At 60.5% G+C, this 18,463-nt stretch carries 16 protein-coding genes and 1 pseudogene; 9 read left to right on the top strand and 8 right to left on the bottom strand.

Translation table 11 applies throughout. The features are described 5' to 3' along the window. The first annotated feature begins 255 nt into the window (after positions 1-255). The 4 genes from P6U25_RS06280 (at position 256) to P6U25_RS06295 (ending at position 7,713) form a co-directional block, all read left to right on the top strand. On the top strand, positions 256-1,116 hold the full coding sequence (locus P6U25_RS06280; RefSeq protein ID WP_407150612.1) for a hypothetical protein: 861 nt from the start codon (positions 256-258) through the stop codon (positions 1,114-1,116). 291 nt (positions 1,117-1,407) lie between these two features. Beyond that, on the top strand, positions 1,408-2,265 hold the full coding sequence (locus P6U25_RS06285) for an SDR family oxidoreductase (protein WP_407150613.1): 858 nt from the start codon (positions 1,408-1,410) through the stop codon (positions 2,263-2,265). Between the two features lie 508 nt (positions 2,266-2,773). Continuing rightward, a complete protein-coding gene (locus P6U25_RS06290; RefSeq protein WP_407150614.1) occupies positions 2,774-4,600 on the top strand; it encodes a thiamine pyrophosphate-dependent enzyme in 1,827 nt (608 codons plus the stop codon). After that, the gene (locus P6U25_RS06295) at positions 4,597-7,713 is read left to right on the top strand and encodes an FAD-binding and (Fe-S)-binding domain-containing protein (RefSeq protein WP_407150615.1); all 3,117 of its coding nucleotides are present in this window, start codon (positions 4,597-4,599) and stop codon (positions 7,711-7,713) included. The genes P6U25_RS06290 and P6U25_RS06295 overlap by 4 nt, the downstream gene beginning before the upstream one ends. Positions 7,714-7,743: 30 nt before the next feature. Here P6U25_RS06295 and P6U25_RS06300 read toward each other — a convergent pair whose 3' ends face one another. Beyond that, positions 7,744-9,114: an alpha-hydroxy acid oxidase gene (locus tag P6U25_RS06300; RefSeq protein ID WP_407150616.1), complete on the bottom strand. Its 1,371-nt coding sequence runs from the start codon at positions 9,112-9,114 to the stop codon at positions 7,744-7,746. Between the two features lie 658 nt (positions 9,115-9,772). On the opposite strand from P6U25_RS06300, the gene P6U25_RS06305 reads away from it, so the two are divergent. After that, positions 9,773-9,934 (top strand): DUF2934 domain-containing protein, encoded by a 162-nt coding sequence (locus P6U25_RS06305; protein ID WP_407150617.1) that lies wholly within the window; start codon positions 9,773-9,775, stop codon positions 9,932-9,934. A 528-nt stretch (positions 9,935-10,462) separates the two neighbouring features. Here the strand turns inward: P6U25_RS06305 and P6U25_RS06310 are convergent. The 3 genes and pseudogenes from P6U25_RS06310 to P6U25_RS06320 form a co-directional block, all read right to left on the bottom strand. Next, on the bottom strand, positions 10,463-10,651 hold the full coding sequence (locus tag P6U25_RS06310) for a hypothetical protein (protein ID WP_407150618.1): 189 nt from the start codon (positions 10,649-10,651) through the stop codon (positions 10,463-10,465). Positions 10,652-10,825: 174 nt separating this feature from the next. Next, positions 10,826-11,040 (bottom strand): annotated as a pseudogene (locus P6U25_RS06315) (IS5/IS1182 family transposase); the annotation flags it as partial. Between the two features lie 580 nt (positions 11,041-11,620). Then, positions 11,621-11,836, bottom strand: a complete 216-nt coding sequence (locus tag P6U25_RS06320) for a hypothetical protein (protein ID WP_407150619.1) — start codon at positions 11,834-11,836, stop codon at positions 11,621-11,623. 367 nt (positions 11,837-12,203) lie between these two features. Here P6U25_RS06320 and P6U25_RS06325 point away from each other — a divergent pair, with 367 nt between their 5' ends. Further along, positions 12,204-12,515, top strand: coding sequence for a hypothetical protein (locus P6U25_RS06325; RefSeq protein ID WP_407150620.1), 312 nt, complete (start codon positions 12,204-12,206; stop codon positions 12,513-12,515). Positions 12,516-13,368: 853 nt separating this feature from the next. Further along, positions 13,369-13,635 carry a hypothetical protein gene (locus P6U25_RS06330; RefSeq protein WP_407150621.1) on the top strand — a complete coding sequence of 89 codons (267 nt, stop codon included), beginning with the start codon at positions 13,369-13,371 and terminating at the stop codon, positions 13,633-13,635. Positions 13,636-14,121: 486 nt separating this feature from the next. Here P6U25_RS06330 and P6U25_RS06335 read toward each other — a convergent pair whose 3' ends face one another. The 4 genes from P6U25_RS06335 to P6U25_RS06350 all read right to left on the bottom strand — a co-directional run bounded on the left by P6U25_RS06335 (position 14,122) and on the right by P6U25_RS06350 (position 17,063). After that, positions 14,122-14,514, bottom strand: a complete 393-nt coding sequence (locus P6U25_RS06335) for a response regulator (RefSeq protein WP_407150622.1) — start codon at positions 14,512-14,514, stop codon at positions 14,122-14,124. A 1,123-nt stretch (positions 14,515-15,637) separates the two neighbouring features. Continuing rightward, positions 15,638-15,859 (bottom strand): hypothetical protein, encoded by a 222-nt coding sequence (locus tag P6U25_RS06340; RefSeq protein ID WP_407150624.1) that lies wholly within the window; start codon positions 15,857-15,859, stop codon positions 15,638-15,640. A gap of 102 nt (positions 15,860-15,961) precedes the next feature. Further along, positions 15,962-16,201 carry a hypothetical protein gene (locus P6U25_RS06345; RefSeq protein WP_407150625.1) on the bottom strand — a complete coding sequence of 80 codons (240 nt, stop codon included), beginning with the start codon at positions 16,199-16,201 and terminating at the stop codon, positions 15,962-15,964. Positions 16,202-16,667: 466 nt separating this feature from the next. Then, positions 16,668-17,063, bottom strand: a complete 396-nt coding sequence (locus P6U25_RS06350; protein ID WP_407150627.1) for a response regulator — start codon at positions 17,061-17,063, stop codon at positions 16,668-16,670. Between the two features lie 98 nt (positions 17,064-17,161). Between P6U25_RS06350 and P6U25_RS06355 the strand changes: the two genes are divergently transcribed. Both P6U25_RS06355 and P6U25_RS06360 read left to right on the top strand, forming a co-directional pair. Continuing rightward, complete coding sequence (locus P6U25_RS06355; protein WP_407150628.1) at positions 17,162-18,172, top strand: chemotaxis protein CheB; 1,011 nt, start codon at positions 17,162-17,164, stop codon at positions 18,170-18,172. After that, a complete protein-coding gene (locus P6U25_RS06360) occupies positions 18,172-18,441 on the top strand; it encodes a hypothetical protein (protein ID WP_407150629.1) in 270 nt (89 codons plus the stop codon). Before P6U25_RS06355 ends, P6U25_RS06360 begins: the two co-directional genes overlap by 1 nt. Positions 18,442-18,463: the final 22 nt, after the last annotated feature.

Consider the following 18,463-nt stretch of genomic DNA (forward strand, 5'->3'; position numbering starts at 1 on the left):
TGCCCGCAAGGGGCGGGTCGCATCTCGGACGCCGCAGCCGACGGAGGAGGAGTCCGCTCCTGCCGTCAGAAAGGTTGCTACGCCCGGCCTGGTGCCGATAGATCGGACAGGAACATTCCAAATCGACCGCAATTATCCGCCTCGGGGAGGAAGCGGTGGAGGAGATCAAATGAACCAGCTGATCTATCTGATTGGCCTGATCGTGGTGATAATGGCCATTCTTTCGTTTTTTGGTTTGCGGTGAGGGAAGCGATCATGACGAGCGAAGCTCCCGCACTCGTCGAAGACGAGGCAGCGACACTGCCAGTTCAAATTCGATATCTGCAGTGGACACCTATTATCGCTGGCGCGTTTGCGGCAGCGGCATTTGCCTTCGTTCTGATGACATTTGGAGTCACCATCGGTCTCGGCGTTAGCTCAGCATCGCCAACTTGGCGAGACGCATCGGCCGCGCTATCGCTGCTCTCCGGTCTCTATTTGATCTTGCTCGCAATCGCCAGTTTCGGCCTCGGCGGCTACCTTGCGGGTCGTGTTCGCGATGGTGTTGGAGCCGAGCGAAATTCGGACATGGAAACGCGCGATGGCCTTCATGGCCTGACAACGTGGGCGCTCGCGGTCCTCCTTGGCGCCATCGTGATGGGGATGGTGAGCCCAGCTGCGGTCACCGGTCCCTCTTCATCACGCATCGCCGGGAGTACCACCTCCGCCGAACCACTCCTGAGTTACGAGCTCGATCGACTTCTGCGCTCGCCGCATCGGCTTCCGAATGCCGACATGAGTGTCGAACGCGCCGAGGCCGGCCGAATTCTGATGACTGGATCGAGCCGGCATGGCGTGAACGGGGATGATCGAACGCATCTCATACAGCAGGTCCAGACCCTGACTGGCCTTGCGGCTGTCGACGCCGAGAGGCGCGTCGATCAGGCAATTGCGAGTTCCAGGAGTACGATCGCCCACGCCCGCCATAGCATGGTCATTCTGGCATTTTCGGTGGCGGTTGCCACCCTGCTCGGAGCCGTGGGTGCCTGGGTTGCGGCGGTTGCCGGCGGTCGGCACCGCGACGGCGCGCCGCTTCCGGAATGGATGGTTCTACCGACCGGGGCGAGCCAAAAATGATGAGGTGGTAGCCGAACTCAGGCTTGGCGCCGACCGCCACCAACACGAGATGATGAGGCCGTGCTCGCGATAGTTCAGCGGTGGCGCACCGAAGTGACCTCCCGCGCACTTCGAAAGGAACATGATTTCCGCTTGGGCGGTGACGCGACGCAGTAAGGAAAGTGCCAACCACCGGCCGACATACGACGGCATTGGCGGCCGCGGAGCAGATTCCGCCCTCGATTTTCGACGACCAACAAGGAACGGCCGCAGCAAGCGCCGGTTGGTTGAACGAACCTTCGGAGCCTCATCATGACGCGTTACCCAAAGCCACCCTTTCCGTCCCAGACACAGCCGATGCCGGGCTCAACCGTCGAGATGAACCCCAGGCCTGACCACGGAGAGCAGAGCTACCGGGGAGCCGGCAGGCTTGCGGGAAAAAGAGCGATCATCACGGGCGGAGATAGTGGTATCGGACGCGCAGTCGCGATAGCGTTTGCGCGCGAGGGAGCTGATCTGGCAATCGCATATCTTTGCGAGGATGAAGACGCTGCGGAGGTCAAAGCAATAGTCGAAGGCGAGGGGCGCAAGATCGTCCTTATTCCTGGCGACGTCCGCAGCGCCGATCATTGTCGCTCAATAGTTCGGCGCACCGTCGACGAGCTAGGGGGTCTGGATATCCTCGTCAACAACGCCGCTCACCAGGCAACTTTCAAGGACATTGGCCAGATCAGCGACGAAGAGTGGCAGAAAACGTTTGAGACGAACATTCACGCCATGTTCTATTTGACGAAAGCGGCCGTGCCCCACATGAAACCCGGCAGCGCGATCATCAATACCGCGTCCGTGAACTCCGATATGCCAAACCCTATCTTGCTTGCCTACGCCACCACCAAGGGGGCAATCCAGAACTTTACCGGCGGGCTGGCTCAAATGCTGGCCGAAAGAGGAATCCGGGTCAACGCCGTTGCTCCAGGACCGATCTGGACGCCGCTCATACCATCCACCATGCCGGAACGCGCGGTCACGACGTTCGGCGAGCAGGTGCCGATGAAGCGCGCCGGGCAGCCGGCTGAACTCGCAACGGCCTACGTGATGCTGGCCGATCCTCTTTCGAGCTACACTTCAGGAGCCACCATCCCGGTCACCGGCGGTAAACCCTTTATGTAAGGCAGCTACGGTACTGAAGTGCGAGCGCGCTGCATCGCAGCGGCCTTCGCGATCGCGTTTTCCCCGAAAGCCAACATCCTGGTGGCGTTCATATCCATAGGGTGTCGGCCGCCTGGCTGCACAGCGAGCGTCTCGGGACATGCATCAAGCTGTCCGCGGCAGCCGCGCCACCGCGGTTCCGGTGGCACGGGCGCCAGTGCGCCATTGCGATGGACCAGAGAACCTGTGCTGCCGCCATTACGCTAGAGGGGCGGCAGGCATCGACGCTATGAGCAAGCCGTTGATCCTATGCCGAGCGGCCACGACGCAGTTCCGCGACTGGTGATTCAGAGCGATGAGCTATTGCACGTTCAGGCGGCGTTATAGAGGACCGGCGTGGCAAACGCGGCAAAGCGGTGGGCTGCAGCGGTCGCGTGACGGGTGTCCACGAGCGTCGCCGCGCTACAGGAACGATTTATGCGGCAGTAGCTTAGCACCAATGTTGCGCAATTATCTCGCCGAGCGACCAATGCCCACAACCGTATCCGATCATCTCGTTGACCTCCTGCTGCAATGGGGCGTGGACACGGTGTTTGGTTTGCCGGGCGACGGCATCAATGGTCTGGTCGAAGCATTCCGTAAGACGAAGGATCGTATTCGCTACATCCATTGTCGGCACGAGGAAACTGCGGCGCTTGCGGCGTCGGCCTACGCGAAATTCAGCGGACGCCTCGGGGTGTGCTTCTCCACTGCTGCGCCTGGCGCCGTGCATCTCCTCAACGGTCTCTACGATGCGAAGATCGACGGCGCGCCGGTGCTCGCGGTCACTGGCATGACTTACCATGATCTGATCGGGACGCACTATCTGCAGGACATCAACCAGGACTATCTCTACCAGGATGTGGCTATCTATAATCAACGGGTCATGGGGCCGGCGCACTTGGAGAACGTCGTTAACCTCGCCTGCCGCGCCGCGCTCGCTAATCGAGCCGTCGCCCATGTAGCCGTGCCCATCGATATCCAGGTCATGCCGGCAAGTGCCGAGCGGAGATTCAAGCGCAACGTCAAGGGGCACACGTCGGCTGATTATCAACAACCACGGCGCCTGCCGGCCGATGATGCCCTGATCAAGCAGGCCGCCAAGCTGCTGGGTAGCAAGAGCAAAATCGCGATCCTCGCTGGAGCGGGGGCGCGTGGCGCCGGCGCGGAACTGGAGCAGGTCGCCGAACGGCTCGGCGCGCCCGTGATCAAAGCTATGCTCGGCAAGGATTGCATCGCTGACACCAGTGAATACACGACCGGCGGCATCGGCGTCGTGGGAACGCGGCCGTCCGTGGAAGCGCTCAAGAGCTGCGAAGCACTGCTAATCGTCGGCAGTTCATTTCCCTACATCGAATTCTTTCCCAAGCCCGGTCAGGCCGTTAGCGTGCAGATCGACGACAAGCCGGAGCACATCGGACTTCGTCACCCCATCGATGTCGGATTGGTCGGCGATGCGCAGGCGACACTGCGCGCGCTTCTGTCAAGATTGAAGCGTAACGAGGACCGCAGCTTCCTCGCGAAATTGCAACGCGAGATGGAAGAGTGGTGGGCGCTGATGGAAAAGCGCGCCATGGACCTGCGACGTCCGATGCCGCCGCAGGCGGTGAGCTGGCACTTGCCCGATCTGATGGCTTCGAATGCGATTTTGTGCGGCGATTCCGGTACCGTGACCACCTGGGCCGCGCGCATGCGTCTGCGCGAGGGCCAGAAATTCTCCTTCAGTGGAACCATGTGCTCAATGGCCGCGGCGTTGCCTTATGCGATTGGCGCGCAGGCTGCGTATCCCGATCGCCAAGTTGTCGCCTTCACCGGCGATGGATCGTTCACCATGATGATGGGCGACTTCGTGACTTTGATACAGAACAAGCTCCCGGTCAAAGTCGTGGTGCTGAAGAACAATACGCTCGGGCTGATCAAGTGGGAGCAGATGCTCTATCTGGGCAATCCAGAATACGGCGTCGACCTCGCTCCAGTCGATTTTGTCAAGGTCGCCGAGGCCTGCGGTGCTCGAGGCATACGCATTGAGGAACCGGAACGTTGCCGCGACCAACTGCGGGAGGCGCTCGCGCTGGAGGGACCTGTGGTGATCGAGTGCGTCGTCGATCCGCTCGAGCCGCCATGGCCACCCGTCGTCACCAACGACGAGGCGAAGAAGCTCGCAATCGCGCTGGCTCGCGGCGAGGTGAACCGACGACCGATCGGGCTCACCATTGGTCGCCATGCCGCCCAGGAATTCAGTTTCGCGGGCAGCCCCTTCGGTGCCGCCGCCCGCGCGATCGAAAAGCTGACTGGCGGGGATGGGGGCAAGGAATGAGCGTCGGTTCCGAGATCACCTCGCTGGTTCGCGAAGGGCCTAACGATGAATCCGCGATGGTGCAGCGCCGCCGTCGCAACGCGGCGCGGGAGCTTGAGAACGAACTGCAGCGCCGCCTCAAGGGCGAGGTTCGTTTCGATACCGGATCACGCGCGCTCTATGCGACGGATCTTTCGATCTACCGTCACGTTCCGATCGGAGTGGTTATTCCGCGCGACGCAGATGACGTGAGCGCTGCCGTCGAGAGCTGCCGGGCGCGCGACGTGCCGATTCTCGCGCGGGGCTGCGGAACTAGTCTTTCCGGCCAGTGCTGCAACGTCGCAGTCGTGATCGACTTTTCCAAGCATATGAACCGTCTTCTCGCGCTCGATCCGGATGCGCGGCTTGCCAAGGTCGAGCCGGGCCTCATCAACGACCAACTACGGGAAGCAGCAAAGCGCAATGGCCTGACCTTTGCTCCCGATCCTGCCACCCACCAATACTGCACCCTCGGCGGAAACATCGGCAACAATTCCTGCGGCGCGCACACCTTCTGGGGCGGCAAGACCGTCGACAATGTCGAGGAACTCGAGATCCTCACCTATGATGGATTGCGGATGCGCGCGGGGGAAACCTCGGATGATGCATTTGAGCTAGTCCGCCGCGCCGGCGGTCGTCGCGCCGAAATCTACCAGAAACTGCGCGAACTCGCAGAGCGCTATGGGGACCAAATTCGGACCCGTTATCCGAATATCCCGCGGCGTGTCTCGGGCTACAACCTCGATTCGCTCCTGCGGGAGAACGGCTTCCATATTGCGCGGGCGCTTGTCGGATCCGAGAGCACGTGTGCCCTCACGCTATCTGCGACAGTGCGGTTGCGCCCATCGCCTGCTGCGCACGCACTGCTGGTACTCAGCTATGCGGATTTCGCCGAAGCCGGGGACGATGTGCCGGAGATCCGCGGGCTCGGCGCGGTCGCGCTCGAAGGCATCGATCGGCACGTGGTCACCAACATGGAGCGCAAGGGGAAGGCGGCGCCCGGCGCTGCTCTGTTGCCGGACGGCCATGCCTGGCTCCTCGTCGAGTTTGGTGGTGAGGACCAGAACGATGCGAACAGCAAAGCTCGGGACGCCTATAGACGGCTGCAGCGGGCTCGCACCAAGTCGACGGGCGCGCAGGTCATCGGCAATCCAAACGACCAAGCTGCTGTTTGGAAAATCCGGGAAGCAGGAGTTGGATCGAGCCACATTCCGAATATCGAAGAGGCCTGGCCGAGCTGGGAGGACGCGGCCGTTCCACCCGAGCGGCTCGGCCCCTATCTGCGCGACTTTAAAAATCTGTGTGAGCGATACGGATATGGCTATACGGTCTTCGGTCATTTTGGCGACGGCTGCATCCACGCACGCATGACGTTCGGCTTACGCACCGCGGAAGGCGTCGCAAAATTTCGCGCATATATGGATGAGGCGGCGGATCTGTGCCTCGCTCATGGCGGCTCGCTTTCCGGCGAGCACGGCGACGGACAGGCCAAAGGCGAGCTGTTGCCCAAAATGTTCGGGCCCGAGCTTATCCAGGCGTTTCGCGAGTTCAAGTCGATTTGGGATCCTCACTGGCGAATGAACCCGGGCAAGATCGTCGACCCGCAGCCGCTCGATACGAGCTTAAGACTGGGGCCCGAGTATCATCCGCGGCCGGTTGAGACACATTTCAAGTTTCCCAATGACCGCGGTTCCTTTGCCACCGCAACCGAACGTTGTTTCGGGGTAGGGAAGTGCCGCGCGCTTGACGGCCAGGTGATGTGCCCGAGCTTCCAGGCCACTCGTGAGGAGATGCACTCGACCCGTGGCCGGGCGCATCTGTTGTTCGAAATGATGCGGGGCGACGAACTTACGCGCGGCTGGCGTGAGAGAGCCGTGCATGACGCTCTCGACCTGTGTCTCCAGTGCAAAGGCTGCAAGCATGATTGCCCCGTCTCCGTCGACATGGCGACTTATAAAGCGGAATTCCTGTCGCACTATTATTCCGGTCGTCTGCGGCCGGCTGCCGCTTATTCGATGGGGCTGGTCTTTGCTTGGGCTCGAATCGCGGCAGCGGCTCCCGGGCTCGCCAATTTCCTGATTCACTCGCCGGGTCTCGGCGGAGCCTTGCGGCGTGCGGCCGGTTTCGCCCGCGAGCGCGACGCACCGAAATTCAGTGCCGAGACCTTTCAGCACTGGTTCCACGAGCGTCGCCGTGTCCGTGACAGGACGCGGCCGCCGGTCATTCTTTGGCCCGACACCTTCAATAACTATTTTCTCCCCGGCACCGCCAAAGCTGCGGTGACGGTTCTCGAGGACGCGGGCTATCGCATCATCGTTCCGGCTGCGCAACTGTGTTGTGGCCGGCCACTCTATGACTACGGAATGCTTGGGCTTGCAAGGCGGAAGCTGAATCGGGTGATCGAAGAGTTACGTCCCGCTATTCGAGCCGGTGTGCCGGTGGTGGGCCTTGAGCCGAGCTGCGTCTCCGTGTTTCGCGACGAGCTCGTCAATCTCATGCCGGACAACCGCGATGCGCATCGTCTCGCCAAACAGACGATGATGCTCAGCGAATTTTTGATGAGGAACGCCAATTGGAAACCGCCGCGCTTTGAGAGGGCCGCACTCGCCCATGCGCACTGCCATCATCGAGCCGTTCTCGACTTCGACATGCAGCAGCGGATGTTCGATGCCATGGGCCTCAAGGTCGAATACCCAAAGGCCGGTTGCTGTGGCCAAGCCGGCTCATTCGGCTATGAGGCCGGACACTACGATCTATCGATGAAGATCGGCGAGCAGGGACTACTTCCTGCTGTGCGCAGAGCGCCGGCGGATACCCTTGTGCTGGCCGACGGTTTCAGCTGCCGCGAGCAGATTTGGCATGGCGCGCGTCGCTGGGCCATTCATCCGGCCGAACTGCTGGCACTGGCGCTCCAGGCGAAGCAGGATGTTTCGGCACGCGAAGCAGCAGAAGCCTATCATGAAACGCCGGCGCGCCTCGAGGGTAGGGCTGTCGTCGCTGGTGCAGGCGCGACACTCGCCGCGGGTCTTCTGCTGTACTGGGCACTTGGCCGATCCAAGGCAGCAAGCCCGGCCAGGAAAACGCTTTCGAGGTGACGCGGAATGGGATGTCAGGCTTCGCTGCCCTCACATCTGCGGTTCCGAGCTGACCGAATGCGCAAGCAGATGAGGTCCTAGCTGGTCGACTCGGCTGACGCCTAACAGCCCCATCCCGTCCAGCGCTTCGCTCTTGAGGATCTCCAACGCGCGTGTCGCACCGGCGGCACCGGCGGCGCTCAGTCCGTAGAGCGGTGCGCGCCCGACCCACACGGCAGCAGCGCCGAGTGCAAGTGCCTTGAGCATATCGGTTCCGCGGCGGATGCCGCCGGTCAGATAGAGAGCGATCCGGTCATCGACGATCTCGCGAGCGGCCGGCAGCAGATCGAGCGCCGCGACTGTCCAGTCGAGTTGTCGACCGCCATGGCTACCGAGCACGACGCCGTCGGCGCCACTATCGATGGCGCGGCGGACGTCCTCAAGGTTGAGGATTCCTTTCAGGATGAAGGGTTTCTTCCAGTACTCCCGGATTTTTGCAACCTGGTCCCAGCTCAGCGAAGTCGGCTGATGCTTGCGTATCCAGTTTGAGGCTGAAAAAAAGCTTCGCTCGCCTTTGGGAACGAAATCGATCACGTTCGGAAATGTGGGTATGCCGTGCGAGGCGAGATTCTCAGCCAGCCAGAGCGGATGTGCCAGGCTCTCCAATGCTGCGGAGGTTGAAAGCCGCTGGTTCGCGGACTGATTGCGCCGCTGCCATTCGCGGTCGCCGAAGATCTGAGTGTTGGTCGTCAACACCAGCGCCTCGCAACCGGCGCGGTCGGCCCGCCGCAGCAATTCTTGCCACACTTCGTCGCCGCCGAACACGTAAAGCTGCCACCAGTGACGCAAACCGGGCGCGGCTTGGGCGACCTGCTCCATGGTGTCGTTTGACATCGTGCTCTGGACGAACGGAACGCCCGCACGTAGCGCAGCTTGGGCCAGCATGCTGTCCCCGTGGGCACGAAAGATACCATTGAGACCCGTAGGTGAGACCACCAGCGGCATGCTCGCAGAGCGCCCGAGAATTTTGCTATCGAGTGTCCTGTCGGACACGTCCACAAGCGTCCGCGGCATGAAGCGCCAATCGGCATAGGCACGCCGCTCACGAGATAGCGTGGCCTCGTCCTGCGAGCCTCCTTCGAGATATTCGAGCGCGAAACGCGGCAGGCGCTTGTGAGTCATCGCGCGCAGATCTGAGACGGCAATCGCATATTGCGGGTTAAAGCCGGTGTAGTACCGCCGCGTAGGTGTGACACCGAGTTGCGCCACCCGGCTGTTGGGCTCGTAGCCAATCGGATGCAATCGACGTGTCAGCGCAGCGGCCGCGGCTGCGCCGGCGATGCCGGCAAAGGCATACATGAGCAGCGTCGCGAGGCTACGGTTGGAATTCCGATGCGAGGGAAATCGTCTCGGCACGGACATGACGGGTGAATCTCCGACTGTTCTGCATTGTTGGCCGAGCCGCGACACGATCGTCCTCCGACCCGAATAATGAGAGTCATTGCAGTGGCACCGCCTCTAGCAAGAACAAGTGCTCCGGTCGTCTGTTCCATTGCGTCACTTGCCGTTGTCAATCTCGTCCGAGCGCGCTTACATTTGCGCCTCCGTTCGGTTGGCGGGTGATCGCTGCAGTCCCTGCCACAACGAATTCAGTCGGCCCAGTTCCTCAAGGTAGGCGACATGCGGCTAAACCGGCCGGCTAGGCTGGTCCAATGACGCGCATGTTGTTTCGTTGAATTTGCGGGGACACAGCGTTTCCTTTGTTCTTTCCCATGTGTCGCCTCTCGGCGAACAAAGCGCCGTGGCCTGCTTCATAGATGTCGGGACCATTGTGCTTGCGTCTCACGGCACATGAGCAGGAACGCCGGGTTTGAACTCGGCAAGCGGCAAGGCAAGAAGCCGGTCTCCATAGCAGAGTCAGCAGCCGGTCAAGATGCTGAGCAGCTACATGGAGTGAGCCGTCGTTCATCGCAGGTATGGGGTACCGCGACATCACGTCAGACGGTTGCTGCGAGCTAGTTGGTTTTAGGACCTCGTCCAGAAAGTAGGAACGCATGGGGCTCCCATCCGTTGAAGTTCGATGAACAAACGGATCGACGAAGCGGTGGCGGCGCGGGCCTATCAGCTATGGGAGAAGGCCGGCAAGCCGGAAGGGCGCGACGAGGAGTTCTGGCGGCTTGCCGAGCAAGAACTGATCAACGAGGATAAAGGCTCTCCCTTGCGCACCCCCGATACGCTGTGACCAATTCCAAGTGCCTCATCTGCCGAGCCTCGGCTGGGTGTGCGAGAACCCATCCGCATCGTGCTTGGATCGATTCCACCGGCTGCATCGGCGGCGTCGGCATCGCGCTGCGAATGCAACAGCTCTAATCAGACGGGGATCAGGGAGCCGGAGGCGAGCGGGGCGCTCAACGAGGCCCCGCCCGGGCAAGTATTAGCATTCACGATGCCCGTAACGGCTGTCGCCCTTACGTGATCGCTCGCGTGGAAAGCTCGACGTTGCCGCTAAACGAGCTCCCAGATATCGATCCCGGTGGGATCAAAGCAGTTGAATGCCCTTGGAAGCGCAGCTCGGTCGTCCTGGCAGAAAATCTATCGCTTCACCAGCCTGCACCGGGGCAGATTCCCGTTATCGCGGGAAGAGCATCGCGCAGCTATTTGCGCGGCTGTCGTCGAAGTATTCGGCCGCGTAGCGCGCCTCGCTAGGCAGCCGCAGACGGGTGCCGCGACGTTCGGGCTCCAACACGTTAGTTTCTCGATACGAATTCGGTCACCGCTTGGCGTCCGGATGAGCGTCAATATTCGCCCTTGCTGCTGCAAGCGCCTCCTGACTGGTTTGGTAAGTCATTGTCCGGATGGTCTGCCCACCGGTCAGAGGCGTGATCTCAACCAACGAGCCGCCGCCTGGTTGCTCGATCACGACAAGTCGATGACCTCGATACTCAATCCCCTTGTCCATGGTTGATGAGTCCATTCGTTTAGCCCACGACCACTGGAGTGCCGAAAAGACCGTCGCAACTCTGCTTGAAACGGGCTCACGCCGCGCTAAGAAGGCAAAGACTCGAACGGCCCGTAAGTTCCGATTCGGGCGAGTGCCAAGCGCCTACTGCCCGAGAAGGCGGCTGCGTCCAAATTAAAGGGGCCGCCAACCGGGGGACTCATAGCGCGCGGCCAGCCATCGCCGGATAGATGCGAGTTGGACGGAGCCAAGGTAGTTTACCGCAAGCCTGTCGTAGCGTGTCGCCCCACGACGACATTGTTTGATCTGTTGAAGAACCGTTCGACCTGGTTGCGAGCGCGATAAAGGTATGGGCTGAAGCAGATCGGATCGCGGCAATTGCGTTTCGGGAGGCGCTACGGTGAGCATGTGCACGGAATGTGTCATTGAGATCGACAACGCGCTTGCCGAAGATCCTGGTCCACAGATAAGTGCAGCGCGCAGGCTTCGTGAGCCGCTTGGTTTGCGAGATCCGGAGGATACCGCCCACGTTACCCTGATTCGCTTTCTCACGCTCACGTGAGACACCGTTGACGAGACCATAGCCGACGTTTTGACATTTCCGTAGTTCTCCGGACAGGGCTTCTTTACTCTTTCGGTCGCAGGCGCGGTTATTTACCTAGCGTTCCGCAGACGATGCTGAATCGGACAGCACTTCTGGGGGCGAAAGTATTATGGAAGAACAGCAACCTGTACCGTCGTGCTCTCGGTTCGAGGCGGTCGAACTTCCATGCGCTCAATGCGGCGCTTCCGAGATGAGGCTGACGTTGATCCAGCCACTAACGACACATTTGAGGAGCGGCACTATGTCTGCGACGCTTGCGGTCACTGCGACACTTATTTGATCCGACCGTAGCGGCGTTCTGAGTTTGAAAATTGATCTTGCCGCAAACGGGCGGGCCGTTGCAATAGTTCGGCCTCGTCTGTCGGTTAGACCGACCTCAGGCTCGTCAATCCGGGCAATGCTCGACGCGCCTCTGCCCGAAGATCTGTCAGCGTGGTCTTGCCAGACCGTGCCGCCTCGATCAGATGCTCGACGATAAACTTGCGGGCTTCGTGATCGCCGCCGTGACGCGACAGCTTTTGGCAGATTTCCTCCAGCACGACGTTCAAGTTTGCTTGAATTCGACCGTCGAACTCGGTCATCGCTAGCCTTCTCCCTGAGCGACCCGATGCTAGGCTTGATCTAGTTACGCGTCTCCGGCGTTGATGGGCTTGTCCGTATTTGTACGGAAATGAAAGTCGCGGTGCGTGGACGCTTGAGGAAGGCCGGAAGTCGATTCGTGTTTCGATTGGCGTCGTCCCCGGAGGGGCAGCGCGCTCTGTCGTGCTTGCGATGGTGTGCGGCCTGCTCGCGAGCGACGGTGCGTCCTTCTGGATCAAAGTTGTAAACGAAGACAAATGAGTAGATATGGGGCGCCCGACTATCGTAGCGCCGCGGCCAGCCGAGACGGAGGCAAGACGCGGCATCTCGTTCCAGGATGGCGCCGCTCGTCCTCTTCTTGAGCAAGAATTGCCCTCTTCCTTTGCGCTGGCAGAAGGTCATCCGGCAGCGACGGCCTCAAATTCCCCTCACGAAAGAAACAAGCTGGCCGCCATCGCATTAACGATCATGGCAGAGTCCTTCGGCGACTCCTTTACTGTTGTTGAAGTGACGGCGGACGATGTTTCGCCGGGCCGGTCTCCAATTTGGATCGCATTAGCTAAGCCAGATCAGGCCTTGACGTCGGTGCTCGCCGCCGTCCCGGAAGGCTGGACAGCGAAGGTTTTGGAGATCAACTTGACAGGCAAGCAGCAGCGAATGTTCGGGGAACTCAGCCTCTAGCCCGGCGATGTTTACAGACTTACAAAGTGAGGCCTCTCTGTCGCACTCATTCAACGACGCCCTCTATTTCCGACAACGCATGATCGTGATCAAGTCGGAAAATTTGGCGAGGCACCACTCCGGACACGATTAGCCAGGTATCCGGCTTCATGCTCTCTCCACCACTGTCGCATCCTCATCCGGGAGAGCTTGGAGGGCTTGCACCAGTTCGCCGACTTTCATCTCAAAGTTCGCAAAGGTCAGCGTCGGCGGACCTTCACTCACTGCGCTATGTAGCGTTAGGCCGGCGCATGCTACTCGCAGTTAGAATTATCAGAATTGCGCTGCACAAGTCTTCATCTCAATCCGGGAGCGCCGCCCGATGGCGATGGCCTCTGCTTCTATCGTTTCGGCTTTTCGCGCCTTACTTTTTCATCGGTTCTGGCGGGTCTTGCTGTTTGATCGCCCGCGAGTCCAGAAGTGGCTGCCGATTTTCCGCATGACGGCGGCTGCGGTGCCAAAGTTCTCTTGGAACCGGACTAAAGGGCGAGCACATGTCGATCTATCTGTACTTCCATACCGATGCCATGACGCATCGGCCGGCCCGGGTCCCCTTTCTCGCTCAGGAGAACGGCCAAAAACCAAAGCGCCGCGAACGGACCGGCGTCTTGGGATCACCGCTGCGGTCTGGAATGATGGCGCCACCTTCCAACTCTTCGAACCGATCTAATAGTTTCCGCAGGCGAGGCGAAACCGGGGCTGTCTCGCGCGCGAAATGATGGCGCAGCCGTTCGCCGATCTCGTTACAGATTGCACGGTAGTGCTTCGGTTCCAAGAGATGCAGATTAGGGGCTGCGTGCGGCGCAGTTCGGCCATGGCTGCCATCGTTGTCCTAGGGCGTGCATATCATCCGTGCATGTGCACGCGCGCTCCTGCCGCGGTTAGGCAACGCGCATCAGATCTGCTCGATCCGCGGAACCCGAACCTTTTTATCATAGGTGAATTTATTGAAGGGGCTTCGCCGGAAGCGAGGCGCGTCATGACCAGATTATCTGCGGGCGATGTGTTCCTCACCGTCACTATTATGAGCGTTGCTTTTCTGATCGAGGTCACTTTCTTCGCCTTGATCGGAATTTTCTGAGTAGATCATCCCGACGGGCGCGGACGGCGGCTTCAATCGGAACCATTCGGGCGGCTGGTTCGCTAACTATTGGCAAAGCACCCCGGCGCTGATGACTGAGAGGGCCACAAACGCACTGCCCTCTACGTTCCACGAACCGTTCGCCGAGAAAGCGCTACCCCAAGAACAATTGAACGATCAACGCGGGACACGCGAGCCTAGCCTCGGCCTTTAGCCAGGCACCGGGACCGATTTCTCCCGCGCATTTCGGGTTTTGGCGGGCGGTACAGCCCGGCGGACGGTTTCTCGTCCATGCGAGGCCCCTCAGCGTCCGCGCCTCTGACCGAATCGAGATGTCTGGTTCGGGGTAAAATTATCGCGGAGCAGAAGGTTGATGAATTCGATTCGCAGCGAGAGCTGTCGCCACCCGTGGCTTCCACCAGACCGGCGGTCTCGGCCATGTACCCAGAAAGGGAAATGTCAACCTGGGTCAAAAAAGAAAGCCGCCTACACCGCGAGAAGAAGGCGTTGGCAGCACAACTCGGCAACGACGGCCTTGAGTTGATCAGGCTCATAGGGCTTCTCGCATCGTCGCACGTGCCAGAAGCGCGGTGGAATGGTGTCGGCACTGTAGCCGGTCGTGAAGATAAACGGCTTACCGAGGCGTGCGAGCTCGTCCGCAATCGGATAGGCCGAACGTCCTCGCAAGTTGATGTCAATTAGGGCGATATCGAAACCATCGTGCTCAACAGACATCGCCTCGTCGAGTTCGGGGACAGGTCCGATGACATGGGCGCCGAGCGACCGGATCGCGCTCGCCAGATCATCTCCGAGAAAGTACTCGTCTTCGACGATCAGGACGCGGCAGCCCTTCAAGGAAGGTTCGTTGTGGTGGGTCATCTGTTCCACCCTTGGGTCGTTCTGCCTCTTTGGGCAAGCGCCGATTGCCGAAACCGTTCCTCAGTTCCCCGATCTTAAAGCGTCAAGTTTGAAGCAGGCTCTTCTTCTGCTCCGTAACCGAGCCCAAAGCCTTTGGCTTCCGACCTTCTATTGGTTCTTGGATGACGCAAAAGGGAACCAGTCGCGCGATTTCACCCTCGTCAGCCGCGACATCGTCCGCCGCGTCTCGACCTAGCTCGCGGGGCCACGTAGTGGACCTCAATCGCGTGAGATCATCTGACTATCCATTTCCAATTACGATCAACAGAAATACTTGAGCGCGAGCTGTCTGTGGTCGAAGCAAGCCCGCATGACGCAAGAATGTGAGTTGCCTGATCACTACGCACCATCTCGAGGCACGCCTTCCTTCGAATGCTGGTTGCGCCCTGAACTGAAGTTGTGTCATCCAGCAGCGTCAGGATCAATGTGTGCCAGCCCCTAACCCATCGCGCGAATGGTCTTGCAATAGAGGCGATAATCCTCAGCTGCGGCGAACGGGACGAGCAGGGAGTTTCTTTGTAAGCTCGATGTTCGGCGTGCTCCGAGGCGGGGCAGCTGCGGAACTGAAGGAGCTTTCGCTCGCGGTGTCGGTTCGCGAAATGCAGATTGCCGCGGGGCGGCAACTTGGATCCGGGAAATCGGATGCCGGTCGATTGCGGATGGAAGAGCGCGACGCTAGCCCCCGATGACCATTGTCCTCGCTGTCAGGGGAATCGCATTGGCAGGCGAGCGGAAGACTGGCTGCTTGCTACTTGTCTGGCGAGGCGAGATGCCGTCGAGCTTCGGCGCTGCGCTGAATGAGATTGGAGTACTCGACTTTTCCACGGTTGCCGCTCAAGGAGGATTCGTCTTGCAGACCCAAATCTTCTCATGAAGATCCGTTCCTTTCGCAGGCCCGCGGGACGCCACGCGGGCCGCGTGCACTCTCTGGGCAACAGAAACACGGCGCATTCATCTTCGGAGTGTCCATCAGGAGCGCCCCGGTCAGCACAAAGTCGCGGCTCCTTGGCTGGCATGTCGTTTCGGTGATCGAATGACGCGCACGTTCTGTCGCCTGCAATCGCAGGACGGAGCCAAGGCCAAGTCAACCAGTTGGCCGGGAAACGTCCTGCCTGTTGGGAGGTCCGGCCAACATCGCGTTGATGTCGCGTGCCTTCTCCATCTGTTCAGCTTTCTCAAGCAGATGCATTCGCTCTAAGCTGGCACCGGCCCGGCGCGCCCTCTTTCGAAGGGATTCGGCTTCTCGGGCCAGGCGCTCGTCAAGTGAATGAATCTGCTTCATCCGATTTCGCCTTTTCTTCTCCATGTGTCGCCTCTTGGTGAACGAGGCGTCATATAGGCGTCCACGCTCAGGTCGTGCATCTACCTAAGTTAATCAGGCGAGTGGCTGTGACGCACGCGCCGCTGTTTAGGGGTCTGGGAGCGGGCTTTCAAGGCGCTGGGCGAGGATCCTGGTTTCGAATACGTCCTCATCGATGGCCCGCTCATCCGGCTCCACCAGCACGGCTCTGGCGCAAAAGCGGGCCTCACCACCAAAATCATGGCCCTGGTCGCGGCGATCATTGATGAGATCAGAGCGGTCATAGCGCGCCCGCTGCGGCTCCTCAGTGAGTGTCAACCCGGAACGTTTTTCGGTCGTCGACGCCACGAGGGTAGCCCTGGAGCCGAAACCAGGAGTCTAAGGCAAACCGGCGATCGGACGGCTCTCATCATTCCAGCCGCGCAGCCTTTGGTGTGATGATGATGCGGCCTTTGGTGTGCTGATGGTTCAGGCTTCGCATCGGGTCAGGCAGCATGAACGGCATCTGACCGTAGCGTCCGGAGTTGCGTCACGACCAGTCGGAGATCGTCGGCCAGGCGATCGTTCTGGATCCGGATTTCAGAGACTATCGACGATCAGAGCACGTTCTGCCGCCGCCTGATCCAATTGTTCGATACGCCTTTCATCTCGCTCGGTCACGATGCACCACCAGGATCGCGGGCCCTTTGGCAGAAGCCGCACTAACATGTGCAAATGGTCGAGCTGATACTCGGCGGCTTTGTCGTGAAATTCGGTGATCAGAGCAGGAGAGATTAGGGCAGGAGATATGTTCCTGACCGCTCGCGCCAGCGGCTCACTGTCGCAGGATCGCGCGGACCAGCTGCCGCGCCATGGCGTGGATATGGATCGGCTTTTCCCACAACGGCACGTCGGCAAAATCGCTGCTGAGGACAACCTTGTCGTAGCCGGATGTGAACACGATCGGCACGGATCGCGCCAGCAACTCGCCAGCGATCGGATAGATCATTTCACCGCGGATGTTGACGTCAAGGACGGCACCGTCGATGGCCCCGCCGTTGCGCAAGATCCGGCTGGCATCGTCGATCGTTCCGACCGGACCTGCGATGGTCGCGCCGAGCGCGCGGAATGCGCAGTCGATGTCGTCAGCGAGGAAATATTCGTCCTCGACGACGAGGATGCGGCGCCCGGCCAGCGGAACGTCGCGCGGCTGCGTTGCAGCGTCCGACATATCAACTCAACCCAACATATCCAGCAAAGAGACCGTAAAATTGGAACATAGGGCGAAAGCCCACCTTGTTGCAAACGACATTGATAAAGCAGGGTGCCATGCAGAATCGCGACATCATCGTTATCGGTGGTTCGGCCGGGGCGACGGCGCCGTTGCGAGACATTCTCAGCCGATTGCCGCCTGATCTGCCGGCCGCGGTGTTCATCGTATTGCACATACCGGCGCATGGGATCGGCATTCTGGCCACAGTTGCGAGCGCGGCCGGCGGATTGCCGGTCCGGCAGGCGGAAAGCGGAATGGTGATCGAAAACGGCCATGTCTATCTTGCCGCGCCGGACCATCACCTTCTGATCCACAACGGTCACATCATGCTCGGGCGGGGGCCGCGCGAGAACCTGGTCCGACCGGCGATCGATCCGCTGTTCCGCTCCGCCGCATTGCACTACGGCCCGAGGGTCATTGGCGTGGTGCTGAGCGGGCTCTTGTCCGACGGCGCGACGGGACTGACCGCGATCAAGCGCTGCGGCGGGCTGGCCGTAGTCCAGGACCCCAAGGATGCCATCTCCGATGAGATGCCGTTGCGGGCCTTGGAAGCGACCACGGTCGACCTCTGCGTCCCGAGCGCGCGGCTTGGCGACGTGCTATCCGATCTGGTTCGGGAACAGGCGGGGGCATCGCTTCCGATCCCGCCGGAGATCGCGCTGGAGGTCCAGATCGCCGCCGGTGAACGGGTCGACAGCGATACGCTGATCAATGTTGCCGATCCCGCGCCGCTGACCTGTCCCGCTTGCGGGGGCGTTCTCTCGGAACTCAAGTCGGACACTCCGCTCCGCTTTCGTTGCCAAGTCGGGCACGCCTACACGGCCGACACGCTCGCCAAGGAACAGGAAAGCCGGGTCGATGAGGCGCTTCGGGTCGCGCTCCGCATCATTGGGGAGCGCGCCGAACTGGTCCAGCGGATGGCGGATGATGGCCGCCAAAGCGGACGCCCGGCGGTCGCCGAAATGTATGACGCCCGCGCCGCCGAATACCGCGAATATGCCGATATGATCCGCCGGGTCGTGCTACAGTCGCTCGATCCCAAGCGATCGACTCGGAAGGAACGGTGATGACATTCGCTGACGACGCGCACTGGGTCGAACAGCTGCGCTCGGAGCAACAGCTCCTGGCGAAGGCGGACATCGACATCGAGGAGGGCTGGATGCGCATTCGGAACCAGCAGGATCTTCTGGATTGGCTGCAGGCGTGCGGCCATGACACCGAGCAGGCCGAACGTCTGATCGGCCTGCTCAAGCGTACCCTGATCGAGTGGGAGCGGCACCGCACCCTGATTGTGCAGCGGGTCGCGTACCTCGAGGCCAAGGTCACATCGCACTAGAGCCGGGTGGAGATGCCGATGA

It is taken from the genome of Bradyrhizobium sp. ORS 86 (assembly GCF_045571475.1).
GTDB lineage: Bacteria > Pseudomonadota > Alphaproteobacteria > Rhizobiales > Xanthobacteraceae > Bradyrhizobium.

Bases quoted from the DNA above. Each gene is read 5' to 3' on its own strand.
- P6U25_RS06330 (WP_407150621.1), top strand. From the start codon at position 13,369: ATGGCTGCCATCGTTGTCCTAGGGCGTGCATATCATCCGTGCATGTGC.
- P6U25_RS06320 (WP_407150619.1), bottom strand. From the start codon at position 11,836: ATGACCGAGTTCGACGGTCGAATTCAAGCAAACTTGAACGTCGTGCTG.
- P6U25_RS06355 (WP_407150628.1), top strand. From the start codon at position 17,162: ATGCAGAATCGCGACATCATCGTTATCGGTGGTTCGGCCGGGGCGACG.
- P6U25_RS06305 (WP_407150617.1), top strand. From the start codon at position 9,773: ATGAACAAACGGATCGACGAAGCGGTGGCGGCGCGGGCCTATCAGCTA.
- P6U25_RS06290 (WP_407150614.1), top strand. From the start codon at position 2,774: ATGCCCACAACCGTATCCGATCATCTCGTTGACCTCCTGCTGCAATGG.
- P6U25_RS06350 (WP_407150627.1), bottom strand. From the start codon at position 17,063: ATGTCGGACGCTGCAACGCAGCCGCGCGACGTTCCGCTGGCCGGGCGC.
- P6U25_RS06335 (WP_407150622.1), bottom strand. From the start codon at position 14,514: ATGACCCACCACAACGAACCTTCCTTGAAGGGCTGCCGCGTCCTGATC.
- P6U25_RS06360 (WP_407150629.1), top strand. From the start codon at position 18,172: ATGACATTCGCTGACGACGCGCACTGGGTCGAACAGCTGCGCTCGGAG.
- P6U25_RS06310 (WP_407150618.1), bottom strand. From the start codon at position 10,651: ATGGACAAGGGGATTGAGTATCGAGGTCATCGACTTGTCGTGATCGAG.
- P6U25_RS06295 (WP_407150615.1), top strand. From the start codon at position 4,597: ATGAGCGTCGGTTCCGAGATCACCTCGCTGGTTCGCGAAGGGCCTAAC.
- P6U25_RS06300 (WP_407150616.1), bottom strand. From the start codon at position 9,114: ATGTCCGTGCCGAGACGATTTCCCTCGCATCGGAATTCCAACCGTAGC.
- P6U25_RS06340 (WP_407150624.1), bottom strand. From the start codon at position 15,859: ATGGAGAAGAAAAGGCGAAATCGGATGAAGCAGATTCATTCACTTGAC.
- P6U25_RS06285 (WP_407150613.1), top strand. From the start codon at position 1,408: ATGACGCGTTACCCAAAGCCACCCTTTCCGTCCCAGACACAGCCGATG.
- P6U25_RS06280 (WP_407150612.1), top strand. From the start codon at position 256: ATGACGAGCGAAGCTCCCGCACTCGTCGAAGACGAGGCAGCGACACTG.